19 protein-coding genes are annotated in these 19,001 nt (G+C 62.6%); 10 read left to right on the top strand and 9 right to left on the bottom strand.

The genetic code is table 11. From position 1 onward, the window contains the following. Positions 1-79: 79 nt before the first annotated feature. The 5 genes from NKF26_RS24275 to NKF26_RS05605 are packed head-to-tail and all read right to left on the bottom strand — an operon-like array spanning position 80 to position 6,246. The gene (locus tag NKF26_RS24275) at positions 80-1,399 is read right to left on the bottom strand and encodes an ABC transporter ATP-binding protein (protein ID WP_303647117.1); all 1,320 of its coding nucleotides are present in this window, start codon (positions 1,397-1,399) and stop codon (positions 80-82) included. Next, positions 1,392-2,594 (bottom strand): ABC transporter ATP-binding protein, encoded by a 1,203-nt coding sequence (locus NKF26_RS05620; protein WP_253227244.1) that lies wholly within the window; start codon positions 2,592-2,594, stop codon positions 1,392-1,394. The genes NKF26_RS24275 and NKF26_RS05620 overlap by 8 nt, the downstream gene beginning before the upstream one ends. After that, positions 2,591-3,607, bottom strand: coding sequence for an ABC transporter permease (locus tag NKF26_RS05615; protein WP_253227243.1), 1,017 nt, complete (start codon positions 3,605-3,607; stop codon positions 2,591-2,593). The genes NKF26_RS05620 and NKF26_RS05615 overlap by 4 nt, the downstream gene beginning before the upstream one ends. Next, positions 3,604-4,590, bottom strand: a complete 987-nt coding sequence (locus tag NKF26_RS05610) for an ABC transporter permease (RefSeq protein ID WP_253227242.1) — start codon at positions 4,588-4,590, stop codon at positions 3,604-3,606. Before NKF26_RS05610 ends, NKF26_RS05615 begins: the two co-directional genes overlap by 4 nt. A 30-nt stretch (positions 4,591-4,620) precedes the next feature. Then, entirely contained in the window at positions 4,621-6,246 is a 1,626-nt protein-coding gene (locus NKF26_RS05605; protein ID WP_253227241.1) for an ABC transporter substrate-binding protein, read from the bottom strand. A gap of 130 nt (positions 6,247-6,376) precedes the next feature. Between NKF26_RS05605 and NKF26_RS05600 the strand changes: the two genes are divergently transcribed. The 5 genes from NKF26_RS05600 to moaC all read left to right on the top strand — a co-directional run bounded on the left by NKF26_RS05600 (position 6,377) and on the right by moaC (position 9,906). Further along, positions 6,377-7,012 (top strand): reverse transcriptase-like protein, encoded by a 636-nt coding sequence (locus NKF26_RS05600; RefSeq protein WP_253227240.1) that lies wholly within the window; start codon positions 6,377-6,379, stop codon positions 7,010-7,012. 75 nt (positions 7,013-7,087) lie between these two features. Beyond that, complete coding sequence (locus tag NKF26_RS05595) at positions 7,088-7,258, top strand: hypothetical protein (protein ID WP_253227239.1); 171 nt, start codon at positions 7,088-7,090, stop codon at positions 7,256-7,258. Positions 7,259-7,390: 132 nt separating this feature from the next. Continuing rightward, positions 7,391-7,807 (top strand): hypothetical protein, encoded by a 417-nt coding sequence (locus NKF26_RS05590; RefSeq protein ID WP_253227238.1) that lies wholly within the window; start codon positions 7,391-7,393, stop codon positions 7,805-7,807. 178 nt (positions 7,808-7,985) lie between these two features. After that, complete coding sequence (locus NKF26_RS05585; RefSeq protein WP_253234074.1) at positions 7,986-9,413, top strand: NAD(P)H-hydrate dehydratase; 1,428 nt, start codon at positions 7,986-7,988, stop codon at positions 9,411-9,413. Continuing rightward, positions 9,406-9,906, top strand: a complete 501-nt coding sequence (moaC, locus tag NKF26_RS05580; protein WP_253234073.1) for a cyclic pyranopterin monophosphate synthase MoaC — start codon at positions 9,406-9,408, stop codon at positions 9,904-9,906. Before NKF26_RS05585 ends, moaC begins: the two co-directional genes overlap by 8 nt. A gap of 11 nt (positions 9,907-9,917) precedes the next feature. Here the strand turns inward: moaC and NKF26_RS05575 are convergent, their stop codons facing one another. The 3 genes from NKF26_RS05575 to NKF26_RS05565 all read right to left on the bottom strand — a co-directional run bounded on the left by NKF26_RS05575 (position 9,918) and on the right by NKF26_RS05565 (position 12,375). Beyond that, complete coding sequence (locus NKF26_RS05575) at positions 9,918-10,292, bottom strand: helix-turn-helix domain-containing protein (protein WP_253227235.1); 375 nt, start codon at positions 10,290-10,292, stop codon at positions 9,918-9,920. A gap of 434 nt (positions 10,293-10,726) precedes the next feature. Next, positions 10,727-12,022 (bottom strand): GTPase HflX, encoded by a 1,296-nt coding sequence (hflX, locus tag NKF26_RS05570; RefSeq protein WP_253227234.1) that lies wholly within the window; start codon positions 12,020-12,022, stop codon positions 10,727-10,729. Next, positions 12,019-12,375 carry a DUF2209 family protein gene (locus NKF26_RS05565; protein WP_369682125.1) on the bottom strand — a complete coding sequence of 119 codons (357 nt, stop codon included), beginning with the start codon at positions 12,373-12,375 and terminating at the stop codon, positions 12,019-12,021. Before NKF26_RS05565 ends, hflX begins: the two co-directional genes overlap by 4 nt. Before the next feature lie 180 nt (positions 12,376-12,555). Between NKF26_RS05565 and NKF26_RS05560 the strand changes: the two genes are divergently transcribed. From NKF26_RS05560 to NKF26_RS05545, 4 genes are all read left to right on the top strand, one after another. Beyond that, complete coding sequence (locus NKF26_RS05560; protein WP_253227232.1) at positions 12,556-13,734, top strand: thiolase domain-containing protein; 1,179 nt, start codon at positions 12,556-12,558, stop codon at positions 13,732-13,734. Beyond that, positions 13,731-15,167, top strand: coding sequence for a zinc ribbon domain-containing protein (locus tag NKF26_RS05555; protein ID WP_253234072.1), 1,437 nt, complete (start codon positions 13,731-13,733; stop codon positions 15,165-15,167). Before NKF26_RS05560 ends, NKF26_RS05555 begins: the two co-directional genes overlap by 4 nt. 513 nt (positions 15,168-15,680) lie before the next feature. Continuing rightward, positions 15,681-16,574 (top strand): 3-hydroxyacyl-CoA dehydrogenase family protein, encoded by an 894-nt coding sequence (locus tag NKF26_RS05550; protein WP_253234071.1) that lies wholly within the window; start codon positions 15,681-15,683, stop codon positions 16,572-16,574. Next, positions 16,571-17,395 (top strand): enoyl-CoA hydratase/isomerase family protein, encoded by an 825-nt coding sequence (locus tag NKF26_RS05545; RefSeq protein ID WP_253234070.1) that lies wholly within the window; start codon positions 16,571-16,573, stop codon positions 17,393-17,395. The genes NKF26_RS05550 and NKF26_RS05545 overlap by 4 nt, the downstream gene beginning before the upstream one ends. On the opposite strand, the gene NKF26_RS05540 is transcribed toward NKF26_RS05545, so the two are convergent. Then, on the bottom strand, positions 17,396-18,178 hold the full coding sequence (locus NKF26_RS05540; protein WP_253234069.1) for a winged helix-turn-helix domain-containing protein: 783 nt from the start codon (positions 18,176-18,178) through the stop codon (positions 17,396-17,398). It abuts the gene before it with no gap. 251 nt (positions 18,179-18,429) lie between these two features. On the opposite strand from NKF26_RS05540, the gene NKF26_RS05535 reads away from it, so the two are divergent. After that, positions 18,430-18,786, top strand: coding sequence for a hypothetical protein (locus NKF26_RS05535; RefSeq protein ID WP_253234068.1), 357 nt, complete (start codon positions 18,430-18,432; stop codon positions 18,784-18,786). Positions 18,787-19,001 lie beyond the last annotated feature (215 nt).

Below are 19,001 nucleotides of genomic sequence, written 5' to 3'. Positions count from 1 at the left end.
GTTCATCTAGTAGTGCTTCTTCGCGTATAACTCTTCGTCCACGGACACGGGTTCGAAGCGTGAAAATAATCGGGGGAGGTTAGTCGGCCGACGATTCGATTCCCGGTTCGGATTCCGACTCCGTCTTCGGCGGTTCCGGTTGGTCGTAGAGGTGGCAGGCCGCCGGATGTTCGCGGTTCTGGAGCACCGGATTCTGACGCTCGCAGACGCTCGCAAAGCGGTCACGCATGACGGCGACGGCACCCTCGCGGTCGCCGGAGACGAACCGCTCGAACGATTCGGCGACCGTTTCGCGGTTGTCGCCGTCGAGTTCGTGGTCGAACAGTTCGTCCCACAACTCGGTGATCAGCGCCTCGTCGCCGATTTCCTCGGGGTTCTCCTCCGTCCCGGCGGCCAACTCCCGAACGCCGTGACGCGTCAGGTCGCCCGATTCGAGGCGTTCGCGGTAGTCCATCACCTCGCGGTACGCCGACTGGGAGATCCGGACGTCCTCGGGCGGAATGACGTTCGGACACCGCGTCCGGAAGTGACATCCCGACGGCGGGTTTCGCGGCGACGGCACGTCGCCCGACAGCGTGTTGATGTCGCGTTCCTGTTCGCTGGTGTCGGCGCGCGGCACGCTCTCCAGTAGCGCCTTCGTGTAGGGGTGCTGTGGATCGTTGAAGATCTCGTCCACCGGCCCGAGTTCCACGATTTCGCCGAGGTACATCACCGCCACGCGATCCGAGATGTGCCGAACGACGGAGAGGTCGTGGGCGATGAACAGATACGTCAGGCCGAGTTCGTTCTGCAGGTCCTGCAGGAGGTTGAGCACCTGCGCCTGCACGGAGACGTCCAGCGCCGAGACGGGTTCGTCCAACACGATGAACTCCGGTTCCAGCGCGAGCGACCGGGCGATGCCGATACGCTGGCGCTGGCCGCCCGAGAACTCGTGTGGATAGCGATCGATCTGTCCCGAGGAGAGACCGACGCGCTCCATGAGTTCCTGGGCGCGCTCGCGTCGTTCCGCCCGCGAATCGACGCCGTGGACGTCCAGCGGTTCGCGGATGATTTCGCCCGCCGTCATCCGTGGGTCCAGACTGGAGAACGGGTCCTGAAAGACGACCTGCGCCCGCTTTCTAAACTCGGTCAGGTCGTCCATGTCGTAGACGTCCCGGCCGTCGAAGACGACGCGACCGTCGGTCGCGTCGCGGAGACCCAGCAGGGTCTCGCCGGTCGTGGATTTGCCACAGCCGGATTCGCCGACCAGTCCGAGCGTCTCGCCCTCCTCGATGGCAAAGGAGATGCCATCGACGGCTTTTACGCTCTTGGGTTCGCGGCCGAGCAGGCGGTCGGTCAGCGTGTCCTGTTCGAAGTAGTACTTCTGCAGTTCCTCGACGCGGACGAGGTGGTCAGTCATCGTTTGCCTCCATGGGTTCGGTTCGTTCGTCGCCCTCGAAGTAGTTCGACGGAAGTGCTCTCGCCTCGTCGTACTCCATCTCGGTGAGCACACAGCGCGCTTCGTGTTCGGGACTGCCACCCGCGTCGTGCATCGACGGATGTGACAGACACTCCTCCATCGCCTTCGGACAGCGGTCGGCGAAGTAACAGCGGTCGTCCATCTCCGAATCGATCAGGTCGGGGACGTTCCCCTCGATGGGTTGCAGCCGCGGTGCAGGGTCCTCCAAGTCGGGAAGCGACCCGAGCAGTCCCTGCGTGTATGGGTGGACCGAGTCGTCGAACACGTCTTCGAGCGTCCCGTGTTCGACCAGTTCTCCGGCGTACATCACGCCGACGCGGTCGCACATCCGGGCGACGACGCCGAGGTTGTGCGTGATGAGCATGATGCTCATGCCCGTGTCGGCCTGCAACTCCCGAAGCAGGTCGAGGATCTGGGCCTGAATGGTCACGTCCAGTGCCGTCGTCGGTTCGTCGGCGATGAGCAGGTCGGGTTCACCGGCGAGCGCTTGGGCGATCATCGCCCGCTGGAGCATCCCGCCCGAGAACTGGTGGGGATACTCGTCGGCACGGTCCGCCGGGTCGGGAATCCCGACCTGTTCGAGCAGTTCGATGGCCTTCGCCCGACTCGGTTCGCTGACGTAGTCCCGGGACGGGAAGATGGTTCCCGCGATGAGGCTTCCGAGACCGTAGCCCTGCGTCCGCGAGCGCGTCGAACGCGGATTCGACTTCGCCCGTCGTTGGACTTCGACCGCCTCGGCGATCTGCTCGCCGACCGTGATCGACGGGTTGAGGCTACTCATCGGATCCTGGAAGATCATGCTGAACGACGGGCCGCGCAGGGCGCGGCGTTCCCGCGTCGTCAACTGCCGGATGTCCACGAACTCGCCATCGACCGCCTCGGGACGATTGTCTCCGACTTCCTCGGCGAGCGTGGCGTTCCGATACCACACCTCGCCCGACGTGATCCTGCCGGGCGACTCCACGAGGTCGATGATGGAGAGCGCGGCGACGCTCTTTCCGGACCCCGATTCGCCGACGACGCCGAACACTTCCTCCTCCCGCACGTCGAAGCTGATGGACTCACAGGCGTTGACCTGCCCGTTTTCCGTGAAGAATCGGGTCGAGAGGTCACGCACGCGAAGCAGGTCGCTCATACGCCACCCCCTTCGCCGTCGATGCCGGGGTCGAGCGCGTCGCGCAACCAGTCACCGACGAGGTTGATGCCGATGACGGTGATGACGATGGCCAATCCCGGAACCGTCGAAATCCACCACGACGTGGCGAGGTAGTCCTTCCCCTGCGAGATGTCGAAGCCCCACGAGAGGTTCACTCCGGAGAAACCGAGGTAGGACAGCGAGCTTTCGAGCAGGATGATGGCCGCAATCTGGATGGTCGCCAGCACGATGATGGGCGTCACGCTGTTCGGCAGGATGTGTTTACGAAGGACGAACGAGTGCTTCGCACCCACCGAGCGGGCCGCCTTGACGTACTCCTCGCCGACGACCGTCAGCGCCTCGCCGCGTGAGACGCGGGCGAACCACACCCAGTTGACGAGCGCGACGACGACGACGACCGTCGCCGAGACCCCGATTTTGGCGGGCATCCCGGAAACGAGGCCGCTGGCCACGAAGGGGTCGGGTACCCTGATGACCTGTTGGTCGAACATGCCGACGAGCGCAATCGCCAACACGAGCGACGGGAACGCCAGCATGATGTCGGCGCTCCGCATCAGTGCGTCGTCTACGAGTTCACCGTAGTATCCCGCGACCAGTCCGACGGTGACGCCGATGAGCATCGCCAACAAGGTCCCGAAGATACCGACGAGGAGCGACGTTCTCGCCCCGTAGATGACCCGTGAGAGGATGTCCCTTCCGAGTTGGTCGGTCCCGAGCGGATGGGATGGCTGTGCTTTCACGTAGGACGTGTTGTTGACGATCTTCACTTGTCCATCGACCATCTTCGAACTCGTCTGCGTCGTCTGCTTGCTGAAGCCGAGCGGCGGCAGTTTCGAGTCGTCCAAATTCTGATTGTACGGGTTGTGCGGGGCGATGAACGGCGCGAACACCGCGACGAGGATGACCGCGATGACGAGCACGAGGCCGATCTTCGCCAGCAGGCTGCTGCGGAACTCACGTTTGAGGTTCCGGAGCGTCCGGGGCGAGATCATTCGTAGACCACCTGCGGGTTGATGTACGCATACAGGAAGTCCACGGCGATATTCACGAGGACGAAGCCCGTCCCGATGATGATGAGCGTCCCCTGAATGAGCGGCCAGTCACGGGTGTTGATCGAGTGGATGATCAGCGTCCCGAGGCCGGGCCACGCGAACACCTGCTCGGTGATGACCGCGCCGCCGATGAGCGTCCCCAGTTGCAGACCGAGAACGGTGATGACGGGAATGAGCGTGTTCCGAAGCGCGTGCTTGTATCGCACGAGCGTCTCCGGAAGTCCCTTCGCCCGCGACGCCCGGATGTAGGTCTTCCCGAGTTCGTCGAGCATGCCGCTCCGGGTCAACCGCGTGATGAGCGCGGTGAAGTACGTTCCCAGCGTGATCGCCGGGAGGAAGATGTGTTTCCCCCACGAGACGAGTCCGCTAATGCTCCCCTGCGTGAGAAGCATCTCCACCGCCGGGAAGAACCCCATGCCGCGATGGCCGGTCGGGAACGACCCGCCGACCGCCAGCAGCAACACCAGCATGATGCCGAGCCAGAAGTTCGGCGTGCTGATGCCCGTCAACGAGAACGTCGTCGCCAGGTAGTCGACCGGGTCGTGGCGTCGCGTCGCGCTGATGACGCCCAACGGGATCGAGAGCACGATGGCGACGATGCTCGACGCGACGGCGAGTTCGATGGTCGCCGGAAGCCGCGCGAAGATGCGCGAACTGGCTTGCGTCCCGGAGACGTACGAGTACCCCATATCCCCGTGCAAGAGGTTCCAGATGTACTCGCCGTACTGGACGTACAACGGTTTGTTCAGGCCGAGTTCCATTGCGATTCTGTGTTTCAACTGTGGCGAGGCGTTCAACGGAGCGATGACCGTGATCGGACTTCCAGGTGTGACGAACCTGAGGAGAAACACCACGGTAACGACCCCCCAGATGACGAAGATTCCCTGTAAGCCCCGTCGGAACAGGAACCGTCCCATCGACATCTATGAACACCCCATCGATAACTGATTCATCTACTTTGAAGAGATGGCGTAGGCGTCGATACGTTCGTCACGGCGAGCCTCCCAGTTGATACGCTGGCTGACGCCGTACACACTGTACTGCCGGTTGAGGAAGATCCACGGCGCTTGGTCGTGGAGCGTTTTGTTGATTTTGTACAGTTTCTGGTTCCGCTTGTCTCCGCCCGGCATGTTCTGTGCTTCCTTCATCATCTTGTCCACGTCCTTGTTGCTGTAGGACGTGAGCGCCCCGTTCGTCGTGAGGAGCGGGATGATGGTCTGGCTCGCGTCGAACGTCGCGTTCCCCCAACCGATGAGGTAGAACTTCGGACCGGTGTCGATCTTGCCGTCGGTCAACTCCCCGGCGAGCGAGTTGAAGTCACGCTGTTTCACCGAACAGTTGACGTTCTTGAGCTGGTCGATCTGTTTTGCCACCGCCTGTGCGATTTCCACGTCCTTCAGATACCGTCCGACGGGCGTGTGAAGCGTGATCTTCGCCCCGGCGTTGCCGCTCTCCTCGACGAGCTGTTCGGCCTTCTTCTTCTTCGCCGAGTACGGTTTGACGTTCGAATTGTAGCCGGTGAACCCTTCCAGCGTCGGTTGGCCGGTCGGGCTAGCGAAACTGGAGAGGATGTTCTCGATGATGCTGTCGAGGTCGATGGCGTAGTTCATCGCCTGTCGGAACTTCGGGCTGTCGAACGGTTTCGCGTCGTAGCGCATCGCGTTGTAGATGATGCGCGTGCTCGGAACGGCCGAGAGGGTGGTTTTCTTCGAATTCTTCACGTTCCCCGCATCCTGCGGCGGGACGTTGACGATGATGTCCGTCTCGCCGTTGAGCAGTTGGTTAACCCGGGTGCTCGATTCCTTCGCCGCGTTGAACGTGAGTTCCGACACCGACGCCGGGTCGCGCCAGTAGTCCTCGTTGCGCTTGAAGACGACTTTCACGTCCTCGGTGTACTTCTTGAGCTCGAACGGGCCGGTTCCGTTCATGTGCTTCGCGATGTAGTTCTTCTCGTGGCTCTGCACCCACTTCTTCTGCATGACGTCGCAGTAGGTTGCAAAGAGGCCGAACACGATGGGGTTCACGCCGTCCGACGTGACCTCGACTTTGCCGTCTTTGACCTCCGCGCCGGTCACGCCCGAGAGTTGGTCGCTCTGTGGGCTTTCGAGGTTCCCGACGCCCGATTTCACGATGCGGTTGACGCTGAACGCGACGTCCTCCGGCGTGAGTTTCTCGCCACTGTGGAATTTCACGTCGTCGTGGATGGTGAACGCAACCGTCTTGTCGCCGGTTCGCTCGTACTTCGTCGCCAACTTTTTCGTGATCTTTCCCTTCTTATCGCGCGAGAGGATGCCCTCGTAGGCTTGGAGAACGACGTTGTCCGTCGTCGTCTCCCGGTGGTTGTGCGGGTCGAGCGTGGACGGCATCTGTCCCTGCGTGATGGTCGCGGGGAGGTCGCCCGATGACGAGTTCCCGTTTCCACCGCTGTCGGTGCTCGATGTGGTACTGTCGGTACCTGAGCCACCATCGTTTTGGTCGTTGTTGTCGCCGCCACCGAGACAGCCAGCCAGGGCCGCCGACGCTGCCGCACCGCCTGCAAATTTCAAATACGTCCGCCGATTGAGTCTCTCGTCGGGCATACCCTGAAATGGCGGGTAACTACATATATATCTGTGGTATGGGACAACATCGCCCGCGTTTTATTGTCTCATGACATTTCCTACTGAACCCAACCGCACATTTATGTAATACTACATCGATACGACAAATATGGCCGTTCACGGCCGTCATCCCTCATTACGTGACCTGTTCGATGAGTCGCCCACCCCGCACATCGCCCACCCGCCTCACACGCACCATCGTGACTTCTACATCACGAGCGATGGGTCGTTCGACCAAGAGACGGGCAGCGGTGGTCTCGGCGTCATCATCGAGACACGCGACGGCAGGCGGGTCGCCCGACTCTCGGTCCCCGACGACGGCGTCCCCGACAACAACGTCGCCGAGTATCGCGCACTTCATCTCGGACTCGACGTGTTGGCCGTCCGCGCACCGAAGCACGCACGAGTCGGCGTGTTGGTAGACCACGATCAACTGGCCGCCAACGTCAACAACGCCGTTCTCGCCCACAACCGGACGGACTGGCGACCGCCGAAACCGTTCTCCGTCCCGCGTGCGGGCAAGTACCATTGGCGGGGTATCCGCGCCAGGATTGCCGGGTTCGGCGAACTTCGGGCCGCCCGGATCCGAAGCGAACAGAATCCCGCCCATCCACTGGCGAACGCACCCGACCAGTACGCCCACGTCAACCGCGAATCCGAGCGGTGTCTGCTTCCCGACGCACCGGGGTCGAGCGAAGCACAGATTCCGCCACCGTCGCGGGCCGACAGACACGCACAAAGCTGAATTCCGGCCCCGCTCGGTACGCGCCGGTAAGATTCGACCCAGAACCGGTTCCCGCCAGCGATCACCGGATGGCCGATGAGCCACGACGCTGGCCATCCCACGTTCGTCGCGTTCTACGTCGCTGCAGTCATCGTTCTCGGCCACTACTTCCTCGTGGTGAAACCGCCATACGAATACATCGCCGACGCGAGTGTTCTCGTGGCGATGGCCGGTGCTGTAGTCGAGGTAACGTTCAGATTCGCGTAATTTCGCGTTCGAGCGGAGGTTCGTCCCCGTGTTCGGGGATTGTCGTCCGTTGACGCATCACGAATCCGGGAGATATGGACAGCGAAACGACTACTATCCCGGTTTGAGTGGTTAATCCAAGGTGGCACGCGAATGGGTACACGGATAACGAATTGGGCCTCGCGGTACTGGAAGCGCAAAACGGATCAACCGGACTACAGGCAGGCGTACGTCAAACTCCCGCTCGACACCGAATTACCGCCGTTGGCGGTCGAGTTCGAACGCGTCTGCGAAGGCCGACTCGACCGCGTCCCGCGCCGGGATTCGTTGGTCATAGATACCGACTTCGTCTCCGAGGAGCGCTTCGACGCCGAGCGCTTCGACGAGTTGGTCGCCGAACTGAAGGCGCGCGCCCCCCGGCGCTACATCCTTCACGATTCGACCAAGTGGCGACGGCACGACGGTGGCATGGCCAAGATGCACACCGTGGTACCGGTGAAACGGCTGTACTCCGTGGAGGAAGGTGACGAGACGGCGGCCCACGAATCCGTCCGAAAACGCCCGCGATAGCGACGGCGACGTGAGTGAGTCGAAGGGTGGTGAGAGGAGGATACTGAAAGCTCTCTCACCCCAGCAGAGCGAACCGCTACCCCGGTTACCCTGTCCCTCGTGAAGCCGCTACAGAATCGCACTGCTCGAACCGCCCTAGCCCATAACGTTAACCCGGAATCCGACCGAACGCCCGGGTATGATAACCGCAGCGCGGATGGCCGCCGTGGACGAGAACGCGGAGTACCTCGGCGTGCCCCGCAAGCAGTTGATGGAATCGAGTGGAAACGCCATCGCCCGCCGCGTCCGGGAGATGGCCTCGCCGGGAGCGAACGTCGCCATCGTGGCGGGGCGGGGGAACAACGGCGGGGACGCCTTCGTCGCCGCGCGGTTTCTCGACGAGTACGACGTGTCCGTCCTGCTGCTCGGCCGCGCCGAAACCATCGGTACCGACATCGCGCGTGAGAACTGGGATGCCCTTCAGCAGGCCGACTACGACACGACCGAGGTGACGGATTCCCGGGCGTTCGAACTCCCCGACTGCGACCTCGTGATCGATGCAATGCTCGGAACCGGCGTGACCGGGGCGCTCCGCGAACCCGCCGCGACGGCGGCCCGGGCCATCAACGACGCCGACGCATCCGTCCTCGCGGTGGACGTCCCCTCGGGTCTGAACGCCGATTCGGGCGAGTCCGAAGGTACTGCGGTCGAGGCCGACGCGGTCGTCACGTTCCACGACATGAAACCCGGACTCGCGGACGTCGCATCCGACGTGACCGTCTCGGACATCGGCATCCCCGCGGCCGCCGAACGAATCGTCGGACCGGGCGACCTCCGGAGCGTGCAGGGGAACGTCGGCGGACGCGTGTTCGTCATCGGCGGCGGGCCGTTCACGGGCGCACCCGCGCTGGCTGGCCAATCCGCGCTACGGGCGGGAGCGGACCTCTCGTTCGTCGCCGCGCCGGATTCCGTGGCGAGCGTGATTCAGGGCTACGCCGAGGACCTCATCGTCCAACCCTACGATGGCGACATCCTCACGCCCGAGCAGGTGGACGACTTGGTCGACACCGCCGAATCGTACGACGACACCGTGGTTATCGGGCCGGGACTCGGGAACGCCGACGAAACCCTCGACGCGGCGACGGACTTCCTCGAATCCTACACCGGACGAGCGGTCGTTGACGCCGACGCGCTCCCGGCGATTCCGGACCTCGACACGAAAGCCACCCTCGTCTGCACGCCGAATCGCAAGGAACTGGCAGAGATGGGCGGGCCGGATACGGACGACCTGACCGAAGTCACCGACGAAATCGAGGACCTCGCGGCCGACATCGGCCACGTCGTGCTGGCGAAGGGGAAGACCGACGTGGTCTCGGACGGCGAGCGAACGCGAGTCGTCCGGACGGGCAACACGGGCATGACGGTCGGCGGCACGGGCGACCTGCTCGCCGGAATCGTCGCTGGACTGTTCGGGACGACGGAAGCGTTCGACGCCGCCTGCGTCGGGTCGTTCGTCAACGGACGTGCAGGCGATCTGTGCTACGACGATGGCCGCTACGAGGGGTTGCTCGCCTCCGACATGCTCGAAACGATTCCGGCGGCGATGTGGGGTGCGGACGATGTCTGAAAACGGAACCGACGACGGCGAACTGACCCACACGGACGAATCGGGCGAGGTGCAGATGGTGAACGTCGGCGACAAACCCGACACCGCTCGTCGGGCGACCGCCGAGGGCGAGATCCACCTTCAGCCCTCGACGGTCGACGCGATTCGGGAGAACGACCTGAAGAAGGGCGACGTGTTGGCGACCGCTCGAATCGGTGCGGTACAGGCCGTCAAACACACGTGGGAGACGATTCCGATGTGTCACCAGATCCCGATCACGAACGTGGACACCGAGTTCGACGTGCGGGACGACCGAGTCGTCCTCTCGGTCGCCGTCGAGACGACCGGGAAGACGGGATGTGAGATGGAAGCACTGGAGGGGGTCACGACGGGGTTGAACGTCGTCTGGGACATGGTAAAGGCCGTCGAGAAGGACGCTGACGGAGGGTATCCGGACACCGCCATCCGGAACGTTCGCGTGGTCGAGAAGGAAAAACGGGAACTGGAACGGTAGCGGGCCCGGATTCACACCATCGCCGAGTCCGGGTCGTCGGCGGGGGCGAGATACTCCGTCCCCCAGTCGCGCATGGAGAGAATGACGGGTTCGAGCGATTCGCCGATGGACGTCAGCGAGTACTCCACCCGCACCGGTTTGTCGCTCACGATTTCGCGGTTGACGAGGCGTTTTTCGCCCAAATCCTCCAAGCTATCCGAAAGCACTTTGCTCGAAATGCCATCGACTTCCTCCTTGAGGGCGTTGAACCCGAGAGGACCGCTCACGAGCAGTCGATGGACGATGACGGGATGCCACTTCTTGCCGACGAGCGTCGCCGTCGCGGTGATCGGACACCAATCCTCGCCCGCACACCACATGGTCAGCCGTTCCGGTTCGTCGCTCATACGCGGAATAGGTCGTCAGCTGATAAAAAGTTACGTCACGAAATCGACTTACCGATAGTAACCGTTTTTCGGCTTTTTACCGGGTTAAATACCGTTAGGTAAGCATCCCGACTAGATTTTGCCACGTAACGGTATTTCAGATAGAATGTCTCCGATAGCGAACAGTTATGATGCTTCGTCGCCTATCGAATACTGAGAAACCATGGTAGTAGGTAACACTTATCACTGAGGGGTTGCTACCGAACAATGGAGACAAACAAACTACCGAATCGCATGACCACGAGCACGCACGAAGCAGACGACTCCCAACCGAACCGGGACAAAGACCGATACGCCGAACTCGAAGTGCAGGACGACGCAGTCCTCATTTACGATCAAAAGAACCACTGCGCTTGGATTCGCTCGAACGGGGCCGTATCGTTATATTCGATGCTTTAAGCCGACGGCACCGCCGTCAGATCACTCGCTTTCGACCGGGATTGTTGAACGATAGAGGGCCGTGCCTCGAACTCGACCACGACTTCGTCGTCGGTGTAGGTCACGTCCTCCACGCGTCCGTGATCGTGAACCCACGACACGACGCTCATCGTTTCATCGGTCATCGGCATGACGAGGCGTTCGAACTCCCAATCGGGTAGTTCGATATCGATACGCCGTTTGAGTTCCGCCACGTTCAGATCATCCTTACCGCTGATAGCGACCGGATTCGGCGCGAGTGCCGACAGCGCCTTTCGCTTTTCTTCGAGTTCCTCGTCGCTCACGGCATCGATCTTGTTCAACACCGTCACGATGGGCGCTTGATTGCGCTCGTACAGCGTGTCGTGGCAGGTGACGAGTTTCTCCCGGATGTCGTCTACGGGTTCGCTCACGTCCACCACGAGCAACACGAGGTCGGCGTAGTACACCGCATCCAAGGTCGATTTGAACGATTCAACCAGCCAGTGCGGAAGGTCGCTGATGAACCCGACTGTGTCCGTCAGCAACACGTCCCGCCGGTCGATGTCCGCCTTTCTGGTCGTGGTTCCGAGCGTCGTGAACAGGCGGTCCTCGGCTTCCGCCGTCGGATCCAAGTCCGGATGCAGATCGTCGTTCTCACCGATTTCGAGATCCTCGGCGAGGCGCTGGAGGAGCGTGGATTTGCCCGCGTTCGTGTACCCCGCGAGCGCCACGAGGTCGAATCCCGATTCGCGGCGCTTCTGTCTGCGGTCCGCCTCCTTGTCCGCGATGGCGTCCAATTCGTCCTTGATGCGGCTTATCTGGTCCTTGATGGCCTGTTCGTGGCTCTCGTCGTACTCACCGAGCCCCATGAACCCCGGCCGCTCGTCACGTTTCGCGAGGCTCGTCTTCGCCTCGACGCGCGGCAGTTCGAAGCGCAGTTCCGCCAACTCGACCTGCAACTGCGCTTTCCGCGTCTGGGCGCGCTGGCCGAAGATTTCGAGGATCAATCGGAAGCGGTCGATGACCTCGGTTCCGTCGGGCAGTCGCTGGCCCAGGTTGTACGTCTGATACGGCCCGAGTTGATTGTCGAAGATGACGATTCCGGCATCGCGTTCGGTGACGGCCGCGGAGAGTTCCGCGACCTTCCCCTCGCCGAACTGGTATGCGGCGTCCTCTTCTCTCGATTGGGTGACTTCCGCGGCGACGTCGTAGCCCGCGGCGCGGGCCAACTCCGACAGTTCTTCGATGGAAGCGGTTCCGTCATCTACCCGTTTTGCAAGTATCGCTTTCATAGGAGTAGTTTGCGGGCGGCGTACGCGGCGTGGTGTGCGGCCTGCACTGTTTCACGTTCAGCTATGCTCTCGACGTACTTAAAATCAGGTTCGAGGTACTGTTCGACCATCCAAATCGGCTCCTCGTAGAATTCTCCCCGTTCGGCGACGATTGGCTCCGCCGTCGGGTCCGGGAGGTCGAAAACGGCGTCAGCGACGACTCTCGTCGTTTCCGAAAGCGTCGGTTCCGCGTGACTGACCGCAAAGCCCATCCCCCGTACACTGTGAAGTCGTGTCGTGCCGACCGTCGCGTGGATGGCGGCGGCGACCATCAGGTATTCGCCCTCCTCCTCGTGGCGACCGCTGATGTCGATGCCGACCACGTCAGCCGTGCCGGTCCTTCACCTTGATTGCCGCGTGTCCGTACACAGTCGCCCGTAGGCCGCCGAGGTTCTTGAATCTCCCGCCGGAACCGTGGAAGCGATGGGAACTCATCCCGGCGAAAGCGTGGCGGTGACGGCAGTTATTTCCCCCCACGACTGCCAGTTCGAGACATGCGAGATGCGTACTTGGTCGGCGCGGCCCAGACGGATTTCGGGTCGTTCCCCGACGAAAGCTACCGGTCGCTGTTCCGCACCGCCTTCGAAGCGGCCTGCGACAGCGTCCCGGCGGGTATCGACCCGAACGACGTGGACGAGGCAGTCGTCGGCATGCTCGGCGTCGGCGGCCGTCAACTGGGTCTCTCCGGCCCGGCGGTGACCGAACACGTCGGCCTCGACGGAATCCCGTGCACCCGCGTCGAGAACGCCTGTGCGGCGAGCGGCTACGCGGTCCGGCAGGCCGTGCAGGCCGTCAAAAGCGGCATGGCGGACGTCGTCCTCGCGGGCGGCGTCGAAGTCATGACCGACACGTCGAGCGACGCGACGAAGTACTGGCTCGGCGTCTCCGGCGAAACCGAGTGGGAACGACTCTCGGGAACCACGTTCGCGGGCGTCTACGCGCAGATGGCCGACGCACACATGGAGAAGTACGGCACGACCGCGGAGCATCTCTCCCACGTCGCGGTGAAGAACCACGCCAACGGCGCGAAGAACCCGCACGCTCAGCTCGGCTTCGAGTGTTCCCTGGAGGACGCGATGAACGCGCAAGTCGTCGCCGACCCCCTCACGCTGTATCACTGCTGTCCGACGAGCGACGGGGCGGCCTGCGCCATCGTCGTGAGCGAGGACGTGGTGGACGAGTACACCGACGACCCCATCCGAATCGCGGGCGTCGGCGCGGCCAGCGACCGCGTCGGGTTGTTCCAGCGCGACACCTACACCTCGGTTCCGGCCTCCCGCGAGGCCGCCCAATCGGCCTACGAGATGGCGGACGTCACGCCCGAAGACATCGACTTCGCGGAGGTTCACGACTGTTTCGCCATCGCGGAACTGCTGGCCTACGAGGACCTCGGCTTCTGCGAACCGGGCGAGGCCGGTGAACTCGTCGCCTCCGGCGCGACGGAACTCGGCGGCGAACGCCCCGTCAACACCTCCGGCGGCCTGAAATCGAAGGGACACCCCATCGGCGCGACCGGGGCCGGACAGATGGTCGAGGCGTACAAACAGCTCTCGGGAAGTGCAGGCGAACGACAGGTCGAAGGCGCGAAGCGCGGCCTGACACACAACGTCGGCGGGAGCGGCGGGGCGGCCGTCGTCCACGTGCTCGAAAAGGAATCGGAGGTGGAAGCATGACCGGAGACGAACGCACACCGAAGGTCGCCGCGGTCGGTGCCTACGCGCCGCGGTTCCGAATTTCCGCCGACGAGTTCCGCGAGGCGTGGGGGCAGTTCCACGCCGCCGGAGTGAACGGGAAAGCGGTGCCGGATGCCGACGAGGACACGCTGACGATGGCCTACGAGGCCGCACGGCGAGCACTCGACGCCGCCGGAACTCCGGAAATTTCGTTCCTCGCCTTCGCCTCCACCACGCCGCCGATGGCCGAGGAGGACGTGACCGCCCGACTCGGCGGCATGCTCGGCGTCCCGGACGACGCGACGCTCCACGTCTTCACCGGAAGTACCCGCGCCGGGACGCGGGCGCTCGTGGCCGGACTCGCCGCAGGCCCGTGGGACGACGGCGTCGGCTTGGTCGTCGCCGCGGACGCTCCCCGCGGCGAACCGGATTCCGCGGAAGACCACGCGGCAGGCGCGGGCGCGGCGGCCTTCGTCCTCGCCGACGACGGTCCCGCCAGCGTCGTCGAACGGGCAGAATACACGACGGAATTCCCCGGAACGCGCTTCCGCGAGACCGGCGAGTCGAGCGTCGAAGGGTTGGGCGTCACCAGCTACGACCGACGAGCGTTCTCGGAGACGCTCGCGGGCGCAGTCGAACAGGTAGATACCGGTGCTGTTGACGCCGCGGCGGTACAGGCACCGGACGGGAAACTTCCCTACCGGGCGGCGGGCGCGCTCGGCGTCGGCATCGACGAGATACGGGCGGGCGCACTCGTCCACGAACTCGGCGACACGGGCGCGGCGAGCGTCCCGCTGAGCCTCGCCAAATCCCTCGCCGACGGCTACGGACGAATCCTCGCTGCCTCGTTCGGCAGCGGCGCGGGGGCGGACGCGTTCGTAGTCGAAGCAAGCGACGACGTTCCCGTCTCGCTGGCGCTCGACGGCGACGACCCCGTTTCCTACGCCGAATATCTCCGACTGCGCGGCGACCTGACCTCCGGCCCGCCGAGCGGTGGCGGAGCGTACGTCAGCGTACCGTCGTGGCGACGCACGCTCGACCAGCGACATCGATTGCTCGCCGGGAAATGCCCCGACTGCGGCGCGCTGAACTTCCCGCCGGAGGGCGCGTGTAACGGTTGTAACTCGCTGGGCGAGTACGACGACGTGCGACTGACCGGCGAGGGAACCGTCGAAGCCTTGACGACCATCTCGCAGGGCGGTGCGCCCCCCGAGTTCGCCGAACAGCAGGCCAAATCGGGCGACTTCGACGTGGCCGTCGTCGCCCTCTCCGGACCGAATGGCGGCGAGGCGAGCGTTCCCGCGCAGGTGACGGGTGCTGCGCCTGGAACCCTCGAAATCGGCGATTCGGTGGAGACGACAATGCGCCGTATCTATACGCAGGAAGGCGTCACGAGGTACGGGTTTAAAGTTCGCCCGACGGGCGAACTTTAAATTACGCCAGCGCTTTGCTCTGGTGATGATTTAAAATCCAGCCATCGGCTGGATTTTGAAGTATACTGGCGCTCCGCTCCGGTCGTCGTTCAATATTCAGCCAGTCGGCTGAATCTTGAGATCGGGTCGGGGTTCCGTACCGGTCGGAGGCTGAACCCCAACACGAGGGCAAGAAAACGGGGGAGCAAACGAATGACCGACCCTCGACAGTTTTCCCATCACGGGGCGGAGATACTAGATACTCGTCAGTCGATTTCGGACGGACGTGACGGACTCCCGTCTCGAACTGATTGCTTCGAAAGAAGTCTTGTCTCGTGTACCCCTACCCGAGACAATTAGTCGATTTTCCGGCGAGGATAAAAGCTTTCTGTAAACGGTTGCGGTGACAATACGTTCGACGTAGTTCTCGGAAATCATATAGACGGGGTCGGTGGATAAACGATATCGGTGACCTGCCGCCGTATCGTGACCGGAGATAAACGTTTTTCGTGCGTCCGAACGCGTTTTCGCACGATGAAGGTAGGCGTACTCGGAGCGGGGACAATGGGTCACGGAATCGCACAGGTGACGGCGATGGCGGGTCACGACGTGACGCTCCGCGACATCGAGGAGGAGTTCGTGGAGAATGGCATCGAGAGCATCGAGGCGAACCTCCAAGGAGGTGTCGAGCGCGACAAGGTCACGGAAGCCGAGAAGGAAGCCGCACTCGACCGGATTTCCGGAACGACGGACCTCGAAGCGGCCGTCACCGACGCGGATATGGTGGTCGAGGCAGTGCCGGAGAAGATGGAAATCAAGCGCGAGACGTTCGCGGACGTGGAGGAGTTCGCGTCCGACGACGCGATAATCGCGTCGAACACCTCGTCGCTCTCGCTGACCGAAATCGCCAGCGCACTGAACGATCCGAGTCGGGCCATCGGGCTACACTTTTTCAACCCGGTGCACATCATGAAACTGGTCGAAGTCGTGATTCCCGAGCAGAGTAGTTTGAAGACGGTCGAATTCGCGTCCGAGTTCGTGGACGGCATCGACAAGGTGGGCGTCGAGGTCAACGACTCGCCGGGATTCGCGTCCTCGCGCCTCGGCGTCGCGCTCGGTGTCGAAGCGATCCGCATGTTACAGGAAGGCGTGGCGAGTCCCGAGGACATCGACACGGCGATGGAACTCGGCTACAACCACCCGATGGGACCGATCGAACTCGGCGACGTGGTCGGGTTGGACGTCCGACTCGGTATCCTCGAACACCTCCGCGAGGAACTCGGCGAGCGGTTCCGCCCGCCGCAGATTCTGCGCCAGAAGGTTCGCGCCGGGAAACTCGGCAAGAAGACCGGCGAGGGGTTCTACGTCTGGGAGGACGGCGAAATCGTGGGAGTGTCGGGACAAATGAATGGCGGTGACGACGAATGACCGACGACGACACCCCCGGCAGTCCCGAGCAGGTCGCAAGCGAGTGTGAGACCGTCGATTTCGACGTCGAGGAGTACGTCGGCACGGTCACACTGAACCGGCCCGATGCGCGCAACGCGCTGAACGCGCAGGTGCGCGCCGAACTGAAGGACGTTTTGGATGCCGTCGAAGCCTCATCTGATGTACGCGTCGTCGTGCTCACCGGCGCGTCGGAGGCGAAGGCGTTCGTCGCGGGGGCCGACGTGAAGGAACTGCGGGAACGGGACGCGCTCTCCCAGCGCGAAGCGAGCAAGCGGCCGCGCGTGTACGAGTACGTGGACGACCTGGAAAAGCCGGTCATCGCGGCCATCAACGGCCACGCACTCGGCGGGGGCTGTGAACTCGCACAGGCCTGCGACGTGCGTATCGCACACGAGCGGGCGAAACTCGGCCAACCCGAAATCAATCTCGGCATCATGCCCGGTGGCGGTGGCACCCAGCGACTGGCGCGACTGGTCGGCGAGGGGCAAGCCATGCGACTCGTCCTCTCCGGGGAGATCATCGACGCCGAGGAAGCCCGGGAGATCGGTCTCGTGGACGAAGTCCGTGAAGACGAGGAGTTCGAGGACCGCGTGTACGAACTCGCGGGTCGGATGGCCGATAAGAGCCCGACGGCGCTCGAACTGGCGAAGAAGGCGGTGAAAGAGAGCAGTCGGATGGACCTCGAATCAGGAATCGAGTACGAAGCGGAACTGTTCGCCCTGCTGTTCGCGTCGGGGGACAAAAACGAGGGTATCGACGCGTTCCTCGAAGACCGCGACCCGGAGTGGGAAGACCGGTAGCTACCTCCCGCCGACGAGGGTCGCCCGCTCGCGGTAGGATTCGAACACGTCTTTTCCCCACTCTACCGAAGCGGGGGTGTCGTTCGCGATGATACCACGGAGTTCTCCCCGCTCGTCGTAGACGACGACACTGACGCCGTCGTGTGCGCCTTCGACGACGATGAGTCCGTACGGGAACGTCGCATCCATCTCCCAGATCGATAGTTGGTCCGAGTCCAGCGCTTCGTTCAACTGCGCACCGTAATCCGTGACGAGGTACTCGACCACGGGGCGTTCGAGTACCAACTCTGCGGTCATATTCCCGTCGATGACACGGTCGTGAAACAGTTCGACGTACTGGGGAAGTGCCACCGGCGAGATACCGCGCACGACGTCCGCGCTGTCGACCATCTCCCTGAACGACCGTATCGGATAGTTGGGGGCGTGTCGCTCGGCGAAAACCGTCCGAGCGTCGTCGAGGAGTGCGGTGGATAGCTCTGCCTCCGATGGAAGGGCGGAGAGCAGTTGGCGGGTTCGACGGACGTCTTCGGCGGTGGCTCGAAAGGAATCGTACTCGCTTGCGAGTATCCGTCCGACGACCGTCAAGGCGAGTCCGTCGTCGGTTCGCTCGACGAGGTCGTATTCGTGGAGTTCCCGCACCGCTTTGTACACCGTCGAACGGGAGACGCCCAGTTCGTCTCCGAGATGGTGTTTCGGGATCGGTCCCGACGAGAGGGCGGCGAGAAATCCGGCACGCTTGACGACTGTCGAAATCAGCGCTTCCGGACCACTCTCGTCGGACATGTGTTACCGATCGTTTCCCACCCGACTGTTATAAATCTGGCTTAAAATACAGTAACAGTTATAAACCTCGTTCGGGATTCGAGACGCGTTTTAGGAGAACATACGATTTTTCGATTTCGAATCCCGTTCGGTGAACTAAAGTAATAACCCCTCGTTTCGATGTTTTTTCCGCCCGGGCGTTCGGTTCGAGCGTCGGTTCCCGCTACGCGACGGCCCGATACCACCACGAACCCACTCGCAAGGAGATACGCATGGTCACAAGTCAGCATTCACTCGGACGTAGTAACGAAACTACCAACCCATCGTCATCCGAACTGTTCGCCATCCTCGAACATCGCCTCCGTCGCATCGTTCTCGGATATCTCTCGGTGCACGAACCACCAGTCTCGTTGGCAGAACTCGTCACGGTCATCGCCGAGGACGAGTCGGTCCTCGCGACAGACCGTCGGCAACTTACCATCGAACTGCACCACAATCATCTCCCGCGACTCTCTGACTGTGGACTTATCAGCTACGATGCCGAGACGAACACGGTCGAACGCGCTTTCGACGACCCCGAGATAGAAACGTCTCTCGACCGCATCGCTGGGTCGTCCATCAGAATGTGAGGTGCGGCGGTAGAGGCCGCACCCGTCAGAGACACATTGCAGTACCGACTGCCTGCCGTGACAGTGAAGACACTATCCGCAGGCGTTAAGTTAGTGTGACTGAGTGGCCATATGTCTTTGGTTAGTGACTTCATGTCGTCGATTCATTCTGTACGTATCTGCACATATATTCGAGATTACCCTGAGTCGAACACAAGATTTAGGCGCGTTTACCG

The sequence above is a fragment of the Haladaptatus sp. AB618 genome, from assembly GCF_024136965.1.
Taxonomy (GTDB): domain Archaea; phylum Halobacteriota; class Halobacteria; order Halobacteriales; family Haladaptataceae; genus Haladaptatus.
The sequence above is the reverse complement of the archived record's forward strand: the minus strand, read 5'-3'. Positions and strand labels throughout refer to the sequence as shown.